Raw genomic sequence first — 15,115 nt, 5'->3', positions numbered from 1 at the left:
CGGGGCGCCGGAGAGGAGCTCGGACAGCCCGACCCCACGTTTTAGGAATAGCTCTTATTTCGCATGTGGCGGCATCGGGCATACGGTCGCCATGTGGCAAGACCCTCGAAGTACACGGTGGACGACATTCTCGACGGCGCCCTGCGCGCCGTTGCGCTCCACGGCCGGCAGGCCTCCGTCGCCGACATCTCCCAGACCACCGGGGTGACGACGGGTTCCATCTACCACCGCTTCACCTCCCGCGACGAGCTCTTCGCACGCCTGTGGCTGCGCTCCATCAGGCGCTTCCATGCCGGCCTGCTCAAGCTCGCCGCCCGGGAGGACGCCGGCCTCGCCCTGGTGGAGAGCGCCGTCCACGTCGTGAGCTACAGCCGGGAGAACCGCGAGGAGGCGCTCGCCATGACCCTGTGGCGCCAGCCCGCGCTGGCGCGAACCGGGCCGGAAGCGGTCCGCGAGGAGGCGCTCCACATCAACGACGACTACTTCTCCGTCACCCGCGCACTGGTGGCCAGACGCTATGGGCGGGTCACGCCGCACCGCATGGAGCTGGTCACGGCCGCCTGCCAGGCGGTGCCCTACGGGCTGGTCCGCCCCCACCTGGCCGAGGGAACCCCCATCCCCGACTGGCTCGACGACGTCGCGCGTGCCGCCGCCGGGGCGATCCTGGACCTCGGAGACCGAGAGCCGTGATCACTCACGCGGCGACGCCACGACCAGCTCGCTCCCGGCCCGTCGGGCAGCAGCAGCAATGCCGTCCGGCGGCACTCTGTCCGCGATGAGCCCGGTCAGGTCGTGCCACGTGCCGATCTCGAAGCTGCCCACCACGCCGAACTTGGTGGAGTCCGCCAGAACGTAGGTCCGGCGGCTGTTGGCCGCCACGGTCCGCTTGATCTCCACATCCTCGAAGTTGAAATCCGTGGCCCCGGTGCTCGCGTCCACCCCGCCGCAGGAGAGCAGAGCGACGTCGAAGTGCATGCGGCGCAGAAAGTCGTGAGTGGACGTCCCGGTCAGGGAGCGCTCGCCGGGGCGCAGCTGTCCGGGGACGACGATGAGTCGGGCGTCGGCAGCGTCGGAGAAGGCGTTTGCGACCAGCAACGAGGCGGTGGTGACCACGCCCCGGTAGCCGGCCGCCAGGGCCTGAGCGACAGCCGCCGTCGTCGTGCCCACGTCCAGGAACACCGACCCCTCGCCCGTCACCAGACGGGCGGCCTTCTCGCCGATCAGCAGCTTGGCCTCGGCGTTGATGCCCGCCCGCTGGGGATAAGGGGGCTCGCTCGTGCGCGCCGAGTTGGGGGCGATGGCCCCGCCGTACACCCGCCTGAGCAGTCCCCGCCCCTCCAGGACCTTGAGGTCGCGCCGCACGGTTTCACCGGAGACCGCCATCTCCCGGCACAGGCGCGCAGTGGAGACCGTGGCGTCGGACTGGAGGACCCGAAGGATGTAGCGCCAGCGTTCCTGAGGGGAGGCGGGAACGGATCCAGACACCATGTCCGCATCATTCCACACACGTTGACGTGAAATCCACACGGCCGCAGAGTGATTGACGAAGGCACCGACCTCGAGCCGGGATCTTCGGCCCGCTCTTCTCCAGGCCCGTGACCGCACAGCCGGCATCCTCACGGCATCGTCATCGCTGGTCCGCACGACCGCCTGCACAAGGAGAAGAGAGGCTCACCCATCCACCCGCGACCCCCGCGGCAAGGCGGGCGCGGACGACCGAAGGGATTGCAACGTGGCAATTCTCGCTCTAGATCAGGGAACCTCGGGTTCCAAGGCGATCGTCGTCGACGACGACGGCATCCACGCCGTCGTAGAACAGTCCATCTCCCCGGACTACCTGCCCGACGGCGGTGTGGAGATGGATCCGATGACGCTCTACAGGTCCGTGATCGAGGCCGGCCGTCAGGCCGTCGCCGAGGCTGGCAGGCCCATCGAGGGAGTCTCGCTGGCCAACCAGGGCGAGACGATCCTCGCCTGGGACCCGTCCACCGGGGAGCCGCTGACGACCTGCGTCGTGTGGCAGGACCGTCGCGCGGAGGCGGTGGTTGACCGCCTGCGCGCTCACGCCGAGGAGGTGCATCAGCGCACCGGCCTGGTGCTCGACTGCTACTTCACCGCCCCGAAGATGGTCTGGCTGCGGGAGAACCTGACACGCGAGGGCGTGGTGACCACCACCGACACCTGGATCGCCAACAGGCTCACCGGGGAGTTCGTCACCGACGTGACCACCGCCTCGCGCTCGCTGCTGCTGAATATCGACACCGGGGACTGGGACGCGCGCCTGCAGGAGGTCTTCGGCCTGGACGAGGAGCTGCCCAGGATCGTCGACTGCGACCAGGTGGTGGGCGCGACCACCGTGTTCAGTGAGACCCCTGTCCCGGTCGGCGGCCTGATCGTCGACCAGCAGGCCGCGCTGTTCGCCCAGAGGTGCCTGCGGCGCGGCGAGGGCAAGTGCACCTACGGCACGGGCGCCTTCATCGTGGTCAACATGGGCCAGGCCGCGCCCCGCTTCGACAACGGTCTGACCACCTCGGTGGCGTGGCGCATGCGCGGCCGCACCATGTACTGCTCGGACGGGCAGGTGTACACCGCGGCCTCGGCCGTGCGCTGGCTTCAGACGATGGGCCTGATCTCCGGGGCGGAGGAGATCGATCGGATCGTCGCGCAGGACGCGGGCGGCGCGGTGTGCTCGCCGAGCTTCGCGGGCCTGGCCGCCCCCTGGTGGCGGCCGGACGCCGGCGCCTTCATCGCAGGCATGCGCCTGTCGACCGGCCGCCCTCAGGTCGTGCGCGCCGTGCTGGACGGCATTGCTGCGCAGATCGCGGAGCTCGCCGACCTCACGCACGGCGAGCTGGGAACCAGCCTGACGAGCCTGCGTGTGGACGGCGGCCTGACCCGGTGCCGCACGCTCATGCAGATCCAGTCAGATCTGCTGCAGGCGCCCCTGGAGACCTACCCCTCTCAGCACGCCACCGCCCTGGGCACCGCCGCCTGCATGCGCCTGGCCCTGCACCCCGAGCTCGCCCTCGAGCAGGGCCCCTACGTCTGGGAGTCCGGCGAGGTCTACCGCCCACAGCGTCCCGCCGAGGAGGTCGCCGCGCAGCGCTCGGCCTGGCGGACCGCGGTCGAATCGACGATCGGTCTGTGATGGGACTCAACGAGATCATTGTGGTGATCATGGCCGTCGCTCTCGTGGTGGCAGCGGTGGACCGGGCGGCCGGCGGACGGCTCGGGCTCGGCTCCCAGCTCGAGGAGGGCATGAACACCTTCGGTCCGCTGGCACTGTCAATGGTGGGCATGATCTCCTTGGCGCCGATCCTCGCCAAGGTCCTCAACCCCGTCGTCGTGCCCGTCTACACCTTCCTGGGCGCCGACCCCTCCATGTTCGCGGGAACCCTGCTGGCCAACGACATGGGCGGGTACCACCTGTCGGTCCAGATGGCGCAGACGCAGGAGGCGGGCCTGCTGGCGGGGGCCATCCTGGCCGCGATGCTGGGCTGCACCGTGGTCTTCACCATTCCCGTCGGTCTGGGCATTGTCGCGGACGAGGACCGTCCCCACTTCGCCAATGGCGTCCTGGTGGGGGTGGTGACCATCCCTATCGGGGTGCTCGCCGGCGGGCTGACGGCGGGTTTCCCACCGGGGATGATCCTGCGCAACCTCGTGCCGATCATTATCGCCGCCGTCCTGATCGCCCTGGGGCTGTGGAAGGCGCCCGACGCCATGACCAGGGGCTTCATGGTCTTCGGCAAGATCCTGGTGGCGATCATCTCCCTGGCGCTCGCCGTCGTCTCCTTCGAGTTCCTCACCGGCTGGAGCGTCATGCCGCCCGGCTGGCAGATGGCCCCGGTGACCGAGGGACTGGCCGTGGTGGCGGGCATCTGCGTATTCCTCATGGGAGCCTTCCCGCTCATGCACGTCATCACCAAGGTGGCCCGCCGCCCGCTGGCGGCCTTCGGCCGGACGCTCGGCGTGAACGAGGTGGCCTCCGGCGGAATCGTCATGACCCTGGCCAACGCCATTCCGACCTTCGGCCTCATGCGCAAGATGGACAAGCGCGGGGTGTTCCTCAACACCGCCTGGTCGGTCTCGGCCATGGCCCTGCTCGGCGACCACCTCGGCTTCACCGCCGGCGTGGCGCCCCACATGATCGTCCCGATGATCGTGGGCAAGCTCGCCGCCGCCCTCTCAGCACTGACCGTGGCCTGCCTGATCGCCCGACGCCGCTACCCCGCCCACGGCCGGGACCGGGCCGCGCCCCGGACCGCCGGCGCCCTCGACGGCGCGTCGCCCGCCGCAGAGCCAGCACCGAACCGAACCGACAACGGACAGGACAGGTAGATGATGCGAACATACGACATTGCGGTAATCGGCGCGGGAGTAGTCGGCACCGCCATTGCCCGACGCCTGGCGGCAACGCGCTGCAGCGTCGCCATTCTCGACGCGCGCGACGACGTCACTGAAGGCACCTCGAAGGCCAACACGGCCATCCTGCACACCGGCTACGACGCCAAGCCGGGAACCCTCGAGGGCCGGCTGGTGGCACGCGGCTACCGGCTGACCTGGCAGTACTGCAGGCAGGCCGGCATCGGGGTGCGCCGGACCGGAGCGGTCCTCGTGGCCTGGGACGAGGAGCAGGCCGCCTCGCTTCCCGCCCTTCAGGCCAAGGCTGTCCAGAACGGGTACGAGAAGACGCGGATCATCACGCCCGAGCAGGTCTACGCCGAGCTGCCGCACCTGGGCCCGGGCGTCACCGGCGGCCTGACGGTGCCCGACGAGAGCATTATCGACGCCTGGTCGGTCCCTCTGGGATTCGCCACGGATGCCGTCAACCGCGGCGCCGCCCTGCTGCGCGAGCACCGGGTGGAGGGCATCGAGGTGGGTGCGGATGTCACCCGCATCCGCACCTCGGCTGGCGCGCTCAAGGCGCGCTGGGTGGTCAACGCCGCCGGCCTCGGCTCGGATGCGATCGACGCCATGTACGGGTACGACCGCCTGAGGGTCAACCCGCGCAGGGGCGAGCTGCTGGTCTTCGACAAGCTCGCCTCGGGGCTGGCCCCCAAGATCGTGCTGGCGGCGCCGTCGAAGGTGGGCAAGGGGGTGCTGATCAGCCCGACCATCTTCGGCAACGTCATGCTCGGCCCGACGGCCGAGGACATGGAGGACAAGACCGACACCGCCACCACCGAGGCGGGTTTCGCCTTCCTGCTGGAGAAGGGAGAGCGCATCGTCCCCGAGCTCCTCGACGAGGAGGTGACCGCCTCCTACGCCGGCCTGCGAGCCGCCAACAACCAGTCCGACTACCTCATCGAGGTGGACAGGCCCCAGCGCTACGTGATCGCCTCCGCCATCCGCTCCACCGGCCTGACCTCGGCCATTGCGGTCGCCGAGCACATTGCGGAGCTGATGGACGCGGCGAACAGCGGCCTGGATATGACCGAACGAGCAGACCTGCCCCCGGTGGCGCGCATGGCGCCGCTCGGCGAGCACCAGCTGCGCCCCTACAGGGACGGCGAGCGGATCGCCGCGGACCCGGAATACGGCACCATGGTCTGCTTCTGCGAGCGGGTCACCCGCGGCGAGATCCGCGACGCCATGTCGTCCATCATCCCGCCGTGCTCGCTGTCGGGTCTGCGACGGCGCACCCGGGCGATGAACGGGCGCTGCCAGGGTTTCTTCTGCGGAGCTGAGGTCCAGCGCCTGCTCGACGAGTACGCCTCGGCGACCGGTCCCAAGGAGGAGATCAATGCCTGAGTCCACTGTTGTCACCCCCGCCGTCGCGATCGTCGGCGGCGGCCCCGCGGGCCTGTCCGTCGCCGCGAGGCTGGCCCCGCGCCTGCCCGGGCAGGTGCTGGTGCTGGACCGGGAGAAGGACGCCGGCGGCATCCCGCGCCACGCCGACCATCCCGGTTACGGCATCCGCGACCGCAAGGCGTTCATGACCGGGCCGGCCTACGCCAGGGCTCTGGTCAGAGAGGCCCAGCAGGCCGGCGCCGTGATCCGCACCCGCACGCAGGTCACCGGCTGGGCCGACCAGGACGTCCTGGAGGCCACCACCCCACGGGGACGGATGCTGGTGCGCCCCGACGCATTCGTCTTCGCCACAGGTGCGCGGGAGCGCCCGCGCACCGCCCGCCGCATCCCGGGCGGGCGCCCGCCCGGGGTGCTCACTACCGGCCAGCTGCAGAACCTCGTGCACCTGCACCACCGGAAGGTCGGCACCAGGGCCGTGGTGGTGGGAGCCGAGCTGGTCAGCTGGTCGGCGGTAATGACTCTGCGGGAGGCGGGCTGCCGCACCGAGGCGCTCATCTCCGCCTACCCCAGGGGCGAGTCCTACACGGTCTTCAAGCTGGGCGGGGGCCTGGCCTTCCGCACCAGGGTGGTCACCAGCTCGCGCGTGGTGGTCGTGCACGGCAAGCGGCGCGTGACGGGCGTCGAGATCGAGGACACCCGCACAGGCTCGCGCCGCACCATTGAGTGCGACACGCTGGTCTTCACCGGTGACTGGATTCCCGACAACGAGCTGCTGCGCATGCGCGGCATTGAGCTGGATCCTGCGGCCGGGCGCGCCCCGGTCACCGACCAGACCATGCGGACCTCGGTCGACAACATCTTCTCCGTCGGCAATGTCAACCACCCGGTCGAGACGGCCGACGTGGTGGCTCTCGAGGGCCGCTACGCCGCCGACCGCCTCCTCGCGCACCTGACCGGCGCCCGCACCGGCGGCGAGGAGCTGCCTGTGCGGGCCGAGGCGCCGATCCGCTGGATCACTCCGCAGCGCTACGCGCTGGGCGGGCCCGCGCCTGCTCGCAGACGACTGGTTGCGTGGGTGGACGAGCTCCGCGCCTCGCCCGTCGTGGTCGCACGGCAGGGCGGTCGCCGGATCGCCCGCAGGCGGTTGCCCTGGCCCGCCGCTCCGGGGCGCGCCTTCCGCATCCCCTCCTCGATGCTGGAGGCCGTCTGCCCGGACGCGGGGGAGATCGTGTTCTCGCTGGAGTAGCGACATGCGTGCTCCAAACCCGCGGAGCGGAAGCGGGCGGAGCGACCGCGGCGCGGGGCGGGCCTCCGGGCGCGGGACGGTGCGCAATCGTCCCGCGCCCGCCCGGCTCCGGCCGCCTGCCCCCCTGCTAGAGTGCGCGTCATGAGCGCCCCCGCGGCCAGGGACGGTACCGCCGTGGTCGTGTACGACCTCGACGGAGTGATCACGCGCAGGGACTCGTTCACCGCCGTCGTCGTGGATCGCTTGCGCCGTGCCCCGCTGCGTCTCCTGAAGGCGCTGCCGGCGGTCGTCCCCATGGTGCTGGGCATGCGGGCGGACCGCCGACAGCGAGCCGCCCGGCGAGTGGCCCAGATCGCCCTGGGCGGCCTGCACGAGCCCGGCTACATCACGCTCGCCACAGCATTCGGACGCCGAATCGGCGCCAGCCCCTCCTGGGTGCGCGACGAAGCCGTGCAGCGAATACGGCGACAGCATGCCGAGGGCGCGCGAATCGTCATTGCCACCGCCACGGAGCGGCGTCTCGCAGAGGTCCTGCTCGCCGCTGCCGGCGTCCCTTACGACCTGCTCTCCGCCTCTGCTCTGATCGAGACCCCGTCCGGAATGAAGTTCGCCGATCACCGGGTCGGGATGCGCAAGGCGGAGGCGCTCCGCGAGCAGGGCGTGCCCATTGAGGCGGCGGAGTTCGTGACGGATTCTCTGGCCGATCTGCCGACTGCTCGCGCGGCTGGGCGGGTCGTCCTCATCGGCGCCTCCCCGAGGACACGACGGCGGTACGCGCGGGCAGGCGTCTCGCTGGCTGGCCCCGTCATGTGAGTCGCCCCGCGGCTTCATTGCGGAGGGGCCGCCGCTCCCCCGCCCGGCCGCGCCCCAGGGGCGCTCAGGGGCCGCCGTCGTCGGGCCGGGCCGCGGCACGGGGCAGCAGGACGTGCTCGACGCCGTCGAGCAGCGAGGCGATAATGAGCTCGAAGTACTCCTCGCTGATGCGGTTCTCCTGCTCCTTATCGGTCAAGGGCACGAAGAAGTTCCTGACCATGACGTCGAGCCCCTCGGACCTCGCCGTCATCGCGCTGAGCCGTCTGACCACGGCGGACATGTCGTAGGCACGTCCACCGCTCTTGGCGCGGTGCGTCCGCATGTTCCGCACACCGATTGTGGAGACCGTCACGTTGAAGATCATTGCGTAGGCCAGCGGGGCCAGGGCGCCGAAGCCGGCGTCGGCCAGCTTGGCCATGGCCATGTCGATGACGGGCAGGAAGGACTCGGTGATTCTGCCCATGGCCAGCCGGTCGGTGACGCCGGGGCAGCGCAGGAATACCGGGCGGTAGGCCGTGAGCAGCGCGGTGAACCACTCCTTCCAGCCCAGGTCGGCGTCCGGGAGCTCGACCGTCGAGCAGACCTCCTCCACGACGGCGTCGCACAGGTCGTCCTTCTGCGGGTAGTAGTGGTAGATCACGGAGGGCACGACGTCCAGCGAGCGAGCGATGTCGCGCATCGACCAGCCCTCCACCCCGTGCTCCTGGGACAGCCGCACCGCCTGGTCGAGAACAGCGCCCCGATTCAGGCCCGCGCGCCTGGCAGTGGGGGCCCTGGTGTCCATGAGGCCCAGGATAGACCACGCCGACAGCACTCGAACGCTGTTCTAGTTTTGCGTTGCGCCACTGCCCGCTCTCGAAGGGTGCGCATTGTGCCGTCCTCCCCCGCCCACACGAGTGCCGACGCTCCGGCCGCGCCGCCGCAGATGATGATGCTGCTGGCGACGGTCTTCCTCGCACTCATGGACCAGGTGCTCCTCAACCCGATCATCACCCCCTGCCGCGCGCCATGGGCATGCGGGAGTGGCAGTTCGGCCGGAGGCCTCCTGCTCCCCCCGGCCGGCATTGCGAGCCTGTGGCCGTCGTCGTACGCGACCCTGGCCTCCACAGCGCTGTACGGCCTCAGCCGTACCGCGCCGATCGTCATCGCCGTCTGGCTCCTGACCGCGATCTGCGGTCTCAACTCGTGCGCCCGAGGCTGCGCTCAGCCGCCCCGCCGCCTTGGCCAGTCCTCCCCGCAGTCGCTAGACTCACACCGCCCAGTGGCACTCCCAACACAGCGGACAATCCAGGCGATGATTCATGTTCTTTTCGTGCTGCCCCCCTTCTTTCGCAGCGAGTCTCCTCGGCACTGAGGACGGCGCCGACGTCGGCGGAGGGGAGGCCAACCTCGAGCTCCCCGACCTGTCCGGCGTCCTCGTGGCCTGGGGCCTGAGCGGACGGGCCCTACTCCTGGTGGGCATCGGCGTGTGCCTGCTCGGCCTCGGCTTCGGCACGGTTACCTTCCTGCGGCTGCGCAAGGCCCCCGTGCACTCCTCAATGCGGGAGATCGCCGAGATCATCTATTCCACCTGCCAGGCCTACCTGGTGCGGCAGGGACGCTTCCTCATGCTCCTGTGGGCGTTCATCACCGCCGTCATCGTCATCTACTACAAGGTGCTGGTCGGCTTCGGGTGGACCAGGGTCGGCATTGTCGTCCTCTTCTCCCTGCTCGGAATGGGCGGCTCCTACGCGGTCGCGTGGTTCGGGATCCGGGTCAACACCTTCGCCAACGCCCGCACGGCCTTCGCCTCCCTGCGCGGCAAGCCGCACGAGGTGCACAGGATCCCGCTGCGCTCGGGCATGAGCATCGGCATGGTGCTCATCAGCCTCGAGCTGCTCATGATGCTCGTGATCCTCCTGTTCCTGCCGGCGGACGTGGCCGGAGCCTGCTTCATCGGCTTCGCCATCGGCGAGTCCCTGGGGGCCTCGGCCCTGCGCATCGCGGGCGGCATCTTCACCAAGATCGCCGACATCGGCGCCGACCTGATGAAGATCGTCTTCAAGATCGACGAGGACGACCCCCGCAACCCCGGCGTCATCGCGGACTGCACCGGAGACAACGCGGGCGACTCGGTGGGCCCCAGCGCCGACGGCTTCGAGACCTACGGCGTCACCGGCGTCGCCCTGGTCACCTTCGTCCTCCTGGCCGTCCCGGACGCCCGGCTCCAGGCCCTGCTGCTGGTGTGGATCTTCACGGTGCGCGCCGCCATGATCCTGGCGGCATGGGCCGCCTACGGAATCAACGCGGCATGGTGCCGGGCCCGCTTCGGGGACGCCGAGAGGATGAACTTCGAGACCCCGCTGACCACCCTGGTGTGGCTCACCAGCGCCCTGTGCATTGTGCTGACCTACCTGTCCACCTGGCTCGTCCTGGGCGGCCAGGGCACCGGGCTGTGGCTGCGCCTGGCCACGATCATCACCTGCGGGACCCTGGCCGGAGCGCTCATCCCCGAGCTGGTCAAGGTCTTCACCTCCACCGGCTCCCAGCACGTCCGCGAGACCGTCAAGTCCTCGCGCCAGGGGGGCGCCAGCCTCAACATCCTCTCCGGCGTCGTGGCGGGCAACTTCTCCGCCTTCTGGCTCGGCATCACCGTGGTCGGGCTCATGGGGGTCGCCTACCTCCTGGCCGGCTCCGGGCTGGAGAAGATCATGGCGGCGCCGGCCGTCTTCGCCTTCGGCCTGGTCGCCTTCGGCTTCCTGGGCATGGGACCGGTGACCATCGCCGTCGACTCCTACGGCCCGGTCACCGACAACGCCCAGAGCGTCTACGAGCTCTCGCGCATTGAGGACCTCGACGGCATCGACGCCGAGCTGCGCCGCGACTTCGACCTCGCCCCGCGCTGGGAGAGGGCCAAGTTCCTCCTGGAGGACAACGACGGCGCCGGCAACACCTTCAAGGCCACCGCCAAGCCCGTGCTCATCGGGACCGCCGTCGTGGGGGCCACGACCATGATCTTCTCGATCATTATCGGGCTGACCAGCCACCTGACCAGGGGCATCGAGAACCTCTCCCTCATGCACGCCCCCTTCCTCCTGGGCCTCATCACCGGAGGGGCCGTGGTGTTCTGGTTCTCCGGGGCGTCCATCCAGGCCGTGACCACGGGCGCCAACCGGGCCGTCGCCTTCATCAAGGAGTCGATCCACCTGGACAAGGGGGCCGAGCGCGCCTCCGTGGAGGACTCCAAGCGGGTCGTCGACATCTGCACCCAGTACGCCCAGCAGGGGATGCTCACCATCTTCCTCGCGGTCTTCTTCGCGACGCTGTCCCTGGCCTTCGTCGAGCCCTTCTTCTTCATCGGCTACCTGGTGTCGATCGCGGTGTTCGGCCTGTACCAGGCGATCTACATGGCGAACGCCGGGGGCGCGTGGGACAACGCGAAGAAGGTCGTCGAGGTCGACCTGCACATGAAGGGCACCGCCCTGCACGACGCCTCGATCGTGGGCGACACCGTCGGCGATCCCTTCAAGGACACCTCGTCGGTCGCGCTCAACCCCATCATCAAGTTCACGACCCTCTTCGGGCTGCTCGCCGTCGAGCTCGCCGTCAGCCTGACCGCGCAGGGGCTCGGGACCCTGGTGCACGTCCTGGCGGCGGCCTTCTTCCTCGTGTCTCTCTTCTTCATCCACCGCTCCTTCTACGGCATGAGGATCCCCGCCCGCACGAGCGACAACGACCTTGATGAGATCCTGATGGAGGACTGAAGAACCCATGGAGGCACGGTCATGAGAATCGCCATTAAGTACGACGACATCGACATCTCGTCCGCCGGGCGGGTCGCGGGCCACGAAGCCGGCGACACCCTGGTGCGGCGGCTGCTGAGGATCTTCCCGGAGTCGACCGTCATCGCTCCCGTGCCCCGGCAGAGCGAGGACTTCGACGTCGTTCCCCTGGAGGGGCTCGACCCGACGGATCTCGTGGTCATCAATATGGACGCGGCGGACTCCCCCCATATCTGGCAGGTGCTCTCCCGCGCGCCCGGCACGGCACCGGGAACGCTGGCGGAGCCTCGGATTATGAACTTCGTCTGGCGCCCGGTGCCGTCGAGCGCCCCGAGGGTCCACATGGCGACGCTCGCCCTGTCATGCGCCCTGTTCCCGACCTTCGCGGACTCCCGGCGCACCGCCAACGAGGTGCGCGAGCTCGTGGCGAAGTGGACGGCTCAGCATCTGTACGAGAAGTCCACTCTCTCGTGGGTGAACCTCGGGTTCCGGCTCGACCACATCCAGCCGCGCGCCTACTCGGATGTGCCGATCGTCCTGTACCCGTCGATCTATCTCAATCGCGGGAAGCACCCGGAGCAGTTCTTCCGGGTCATCGAGCAGGTGCGCCGGGCCGTTCCGCTCCGGGTCGAGATGCGGCTGCAGGAGGACAGCCTCGTCTCGGAGGCCGCCATGAGCATCTCCCAGCGGGACTGGGTGTGGATGGGGCCGCTGACCGCCACCAGGAGATCCTACTGGGAGGCCCTGGCGCGGACGACCGCCTTCCTGGCCACTGCGGACAAGGTGTCCTACGGCCTGCTCTACGTGGAGGCGCTGGGCGCGGGCGTCATCGGCATCCTGCCCGACCGGGACTGGGCTCGCGCACTCGTGCCCGAGTCCTACCCCTTCATCTACCGCGACCTCGGGGAGGCGGCGACCATGCTCACCCGCGCGCTGAGGGAGCCGGAGGCCTGCCGCAGGCAGATGGATGAGGCCGCGGGTGGCTCTTTCTCGGCCTGGATCGCTCGCCACCACTCCGATGACGCCTTCGACAAGGCGATCGTGGCGCGCGTCAACGAGTGGTTCGGCAGCTGATCCCCTGGTCCCGGGGCCGCCGGGGGCTCCCCCGGGCCCGACGACGGCGGGCGGGCCGGGCGCCGAGGGGGCGGGGCGGGGCCCGCGGCTCCCCTTGCCGCCGAGATCGGTTCACTTCCGCGTCGAGATCGGTTCAAGGGGCCGGCCAGCCGCTCTGCCGTGCGCGGCCCGCCTCCGCACCCGTTCAACGGAGGCCCTCCCCTCCCATGCGCGTCCCCGCCCCCGCGCCCTTCCGGTCGGCCCGACCACGACTACGGGCCCACGGCCGCCAACCGGCCGCACCACCAGGCGCCAGAGCCACCCCAGGCCCTGTTGCGGAAGTCGTCTGAGCCAGTGTCCGATGCCAGCCCTGCGGCCCGGTACCGGACGGTGAGCGGGACGCCGTGTGCGGCGAGACCACGACGGTGCCCAAGACGGCTGAAGCCGCGTTCGACAGTGCCCAAGGCCGCGATGGGCGAGAGCATCTGAAGGCCGGCGGTCTTCCGCCGTGGGATCCCCTTGCCCCGGCGGTTCCTGACCCGGTTGTCGGGGGTGCGGGGTGGTGGCGCGGACGCGGTCTCGCCAGCCGGGACCCGCTCGGGGCGTCCCGTTGATCAGGACCCGCAACCGGCGCTCACCAGGCCCGCCCCCGCCGGAGCGCCTCGCCAGCAACCTCAGCAGCTCCCACCTGCGCCAGCGAGGTCATGGCGGGTCGCAATACCTGCTCCCGGCACCAGAGAACTCCGCCGGTACCACACAAGATGAACCCGCAATCCGCGCCACCTCGCAGGACCCTGTCCGCACACCACACCGACCACCCCCGCACTCCCGCAGCAGGGTCTAGTGGCCTTGGGCTTCTTCGGCGTCGTCGGTGAGGTAGGAGATCTGGCGGACCAGGTCGAAGGGGTCCGCGGTGTCGGTGGTGGTCAGGACCCCGGAGACGGGCTGCGGCGGGCCGCCGGCCACGGAGTAGGTCGCCGACCACGTCGTGGTCAGCGTGATGGTCACGCCCCGGGCCGTGCGGGAGTACCTGTGGTAGACGGTGTGGTCGGGGTAGGCGGCCCCGGGGTCGGTGGTGGTGGTCGTGGCCCCGTCGCCCCACCCCCAGGTGTAGGAGACCGGCGTGGCGAGGATGCTCACGTCCTGGTCCCCCACCCGGGTGCTCAGCTCCTGGGAGGCCGACGAGGTGTAGACGATGACGATCCTGGACACCAGCGCCTCGGCCCCCGGAGGCTGACGCACGACGCCCGACCCGCGGGCCATGACCCTGGCGACGTCGGTGGAGGTGACCACCACCGGCCCCGCCGCACGCCCCGCACCACCCGGCTCACCGCCCCGCCCGCCCGGCCCCGGCAGACCGTACCGCCCAACCACGCAGTACGGACGCTCCGCCGCAGGAAGACCGGCGCACACCTCCCCCTGCTCCTGCCCCACCGGCCCCTGCCGACCACCAGAAGCACCCTCATAGGACCCACCCCCACCCCCCGCACCAGGAACCGGACCCGGATCAACCACCTCCGTACGCGTACGCGTAAATCCTGCAGAATTATCCTGAGTTTCAACCTTCCAGTCATCGGCTGCGGCAGACGGGGCCGCCGTCACCACGCCCGCAGCCATGAGAGCAGCGACCGATGTGTTCAGCACCTTAGTCCTCATTCGACCTGTCCTCCTCGAATAACCCAGTGGTCGTCCTGGTACCTCATGGCGAGGATGAGCCGGGTGCGGGACACGGGGTCACTCACCTCTGGCGGGGCCCCGGTGCCGTCGTAGGTGTAGGCGGCCTCCTGGGAGAAGACGACGTCCACCCGGGAGTACTCGCTGCCGGGGCCGGGGTCGGCGTAGCTGGTCCCGGTAACGGTGTGCACCCACGGGTCCTTCCAGCCCCCGGAGCTGTGGAGCCTGGTGACGTTGGTGATCACCGAGCCGCAGAACAGGCAGTCCTGGCGGCTCATCGACCTCCACTGCTCCAGGTCCCCGGTGGCGTACACGTAGGGGTAGAGCTGGACGAAGTACGTCGCCGTCGCCACGGCCCCCTCGGCGGACTCCTCGTCCATGCCCTCCGGCCGCTCGGGCGCCGCCATGGCCAGAGCCGCCTCCCGCGCCGCCGCCTGCTCCTCCGGCAGGTCCACCACCGGCGACGCCGAGACCTCAGAAGCCTCAGAGCCGGCCGACGCCGACACGCCCCCATCCCCCCGCCCGCAGGCCGACAGCACGCACGACACGCCCACCACCAGCGCCACCACCAGCACCCCACCACGACGAAGCGAGAACGACACAGTCACCATCACTCACCACCATCAGCACCGACAGCACAGACAGAACAGACAGAACGAGCCACAACCAGCCCCGCACACCGGTCACCATCGACCAGCACCACCAACTCTACCGCCACACCCACAACAACCACCACCCCCAAAAACTCCACCCACAGACAACACCCGATCGCACAGCGCTTCCCCTGTCCCTGCCCGCTCGGCATCTACCATGG

General features: G+C 69.9%; 12 protein-coding genes. 8 read left to right on the top strand and 4 right to left on the bottom strand.

Features of this window, described 5'->3' with window-relative positions; genetic code table 11:
• Positions 1–93: 93 nt before the first annotated feature.
• Complete coding sequence (locus AIF0345_RS07490; RefSeq protein ID WP_285297801.1) at positions 94–690, top strand: TetR/AcrR family transcriptional regulator; 597 nt, start codon at positions 94–96, stop codon at positions 688–690.
• Here the strand turns inward: AIF0345_RS07490 and AIF0345_RS07485 are convergent, their stop codons facing one another.
• Positions 691–1,488, bottom strand: a complete 798-nt coding sequence (locus AIF0345_RS07485; RefSeq protein WP_285297800.1) for a DeoR/GlpR family DNA-binding transcription regulator — start codon at positions 1,486–1,488, stop codon at positions 691–693.
• 244 nt (positions 1,489–1,732) lie between these two features.
• On the opposite strand from AIF0345_RS07485, the gene AIF0345_RS07480 reads away from it, so the two are divergent.
• From AIF0345_RS07480 to AIF0345_RS07460, 5 genes are all read left to right on the top strand, one after another.
• Positions 1,733–3,148, top strand: a complete 1,416-nt coding sequence (locus AIF0345_RS07480) for an FGGY family carbohydrate kinase (RefSeq protein WP_285297798.1) — start codon at positions 1,733–1,735, stop codon at positions 3,146–3,148.
• On the top strand, positions 3,148–4,341 hold the full coding sequence (locus AIF0345_RS07475; protein ID WP_285297905.1) for an ethanolamine utilization protein EutH: 1,194 nt from the start codon (positions 3,148–3,150) through the stop codon (positions 4,339–4,341). The genes AIF0345_RS07480 and AIF0345_RS07475 overlap by 1 nt, the downstream gene beginning before the upstream one ends.
• Positions 4,342–5,754: an NAD(P)/FAD-dependent oxidoreductase gene (locus tag AIF0345_RS07470; protein ID WP_285297797.1), complete on the top strand. Its 1,413-nt coding sequence runs from the start codon at positions 4,342–4,344 to the stop codon at positions 5,752–5,754. It begins immediately after the preceding gene.
• Positions 5,747–7,000 (top strand): NAD(P)/FAD-dependent oxidoreductase, encoded by a 1,254-nt coding sequence (locus tag AIF0345_RS07465; protein WP_285297796.1) that lies wholly within the window; start codon positions 5,747–5,749, stop codon positions 6,998–7,000. Before AIF0345_RS07470 ends, AIF0345_RS07465 begins: the two co-directional genes overlap by 8 nt.
• 141 nt (positions 7,001–7,141) lie before the next feature.
• On the top strand, positions 7,142–7,813 hold the full coding sequence (locus AIF0345_RS07460) for a haloacid dehalogenase-like hydrolase (RefSeq protein ID WP_285297795.1): 672 nt from the start codon (positions 7,142–7,144) through the stop codon (positions 7,811–7,813).
• 64 nt (positions 7,814–7,877) lie between these two features.
• Here AIF0345_RS07460 and AIF0345_RS07455 read toward each other — a convergent pair whose 3' ends face one another.
• Positions 7,878–8,597: a TetR/AcrR family transcriptional regulator gene (locus AIF0345_RS07455; RefSeq protein WP_285297794.1), complete on the bottom strand. Its 720-nt coding sequence runs from the start codon at positions 8,595–8,597 to the stop codon at positions 7,878–7,880.
• A 517-nt stretch (positions 8,598–9,114) separates the two neighbouring features.
• On the opposite strand from AIF0345_RS07455, the gene AIF0345_RS07450 reads away from it, so the two are divergent.
• Entirely contained in the window at positions 9,115–11,556 is a 2,442-nt protein-coding gene (locus tag AIF0345_RS07450; protein WP_043564045.1) for a sodium-translocating pyrophosphatase, read from the top strand.
• Between the two features lie 21 nt (positions 11,557–11,577).
• On the top strand, positions 11,578–12,648 hold the full coding sequence (locus AIF0345_RS07445; RefSeq protein WP_043564043.1) for a glycosyltransferase: 1,071 nt from the start codon (positions 11,578–11,580) through the stop codon (positions 12,646–12,648).
• A gap of 819 nt (positions 12,649–13,467) precedes the next feature.
• Here AIF0345_RS07445 and AIF0345_RS07440 read toward each other — a convergent pair.
• The gene (locus tag AIF0345_RS07440; protein WP_268918583.1) at positions 13,468–13,923 is read right to left on the bottom strand and encodes a hypothetical protein; all 456 of its coding nucleotides are present in this window, start codon (positions 13,921–13,923) and stop codon (positions 13,468–13,470) included.
• A gap of 356 nt (positions 13,924–14,279) precedes the next feature.
• Entirely contained in the window at positions 14,280–14,912 is a 633-nt protein-coding gene (locus tag AIF0345_RS07435) for a DUF6318 family protein (RefSeq protein ID WP_285297793.1), read from the bottom strand.
• Between the last annotated feature and the right edge of the window lie 203 nt (positions 14,913–15,115).

The organism is Actinomyces israelii (genome assembly GCF_030253495.1).
GTDB classification, from domain to species: Bacteria; Actinomycetota; Actinomycetes; order Actinomycetales; family Actinomycetaceae; genus Actinomyces; species Actinomyces israelii.
The sequence above is the reverse complement of the archived record's forward strand: the minus strand, read 5'-3'. Positions and strand labels throughout refer to the sequence as shown.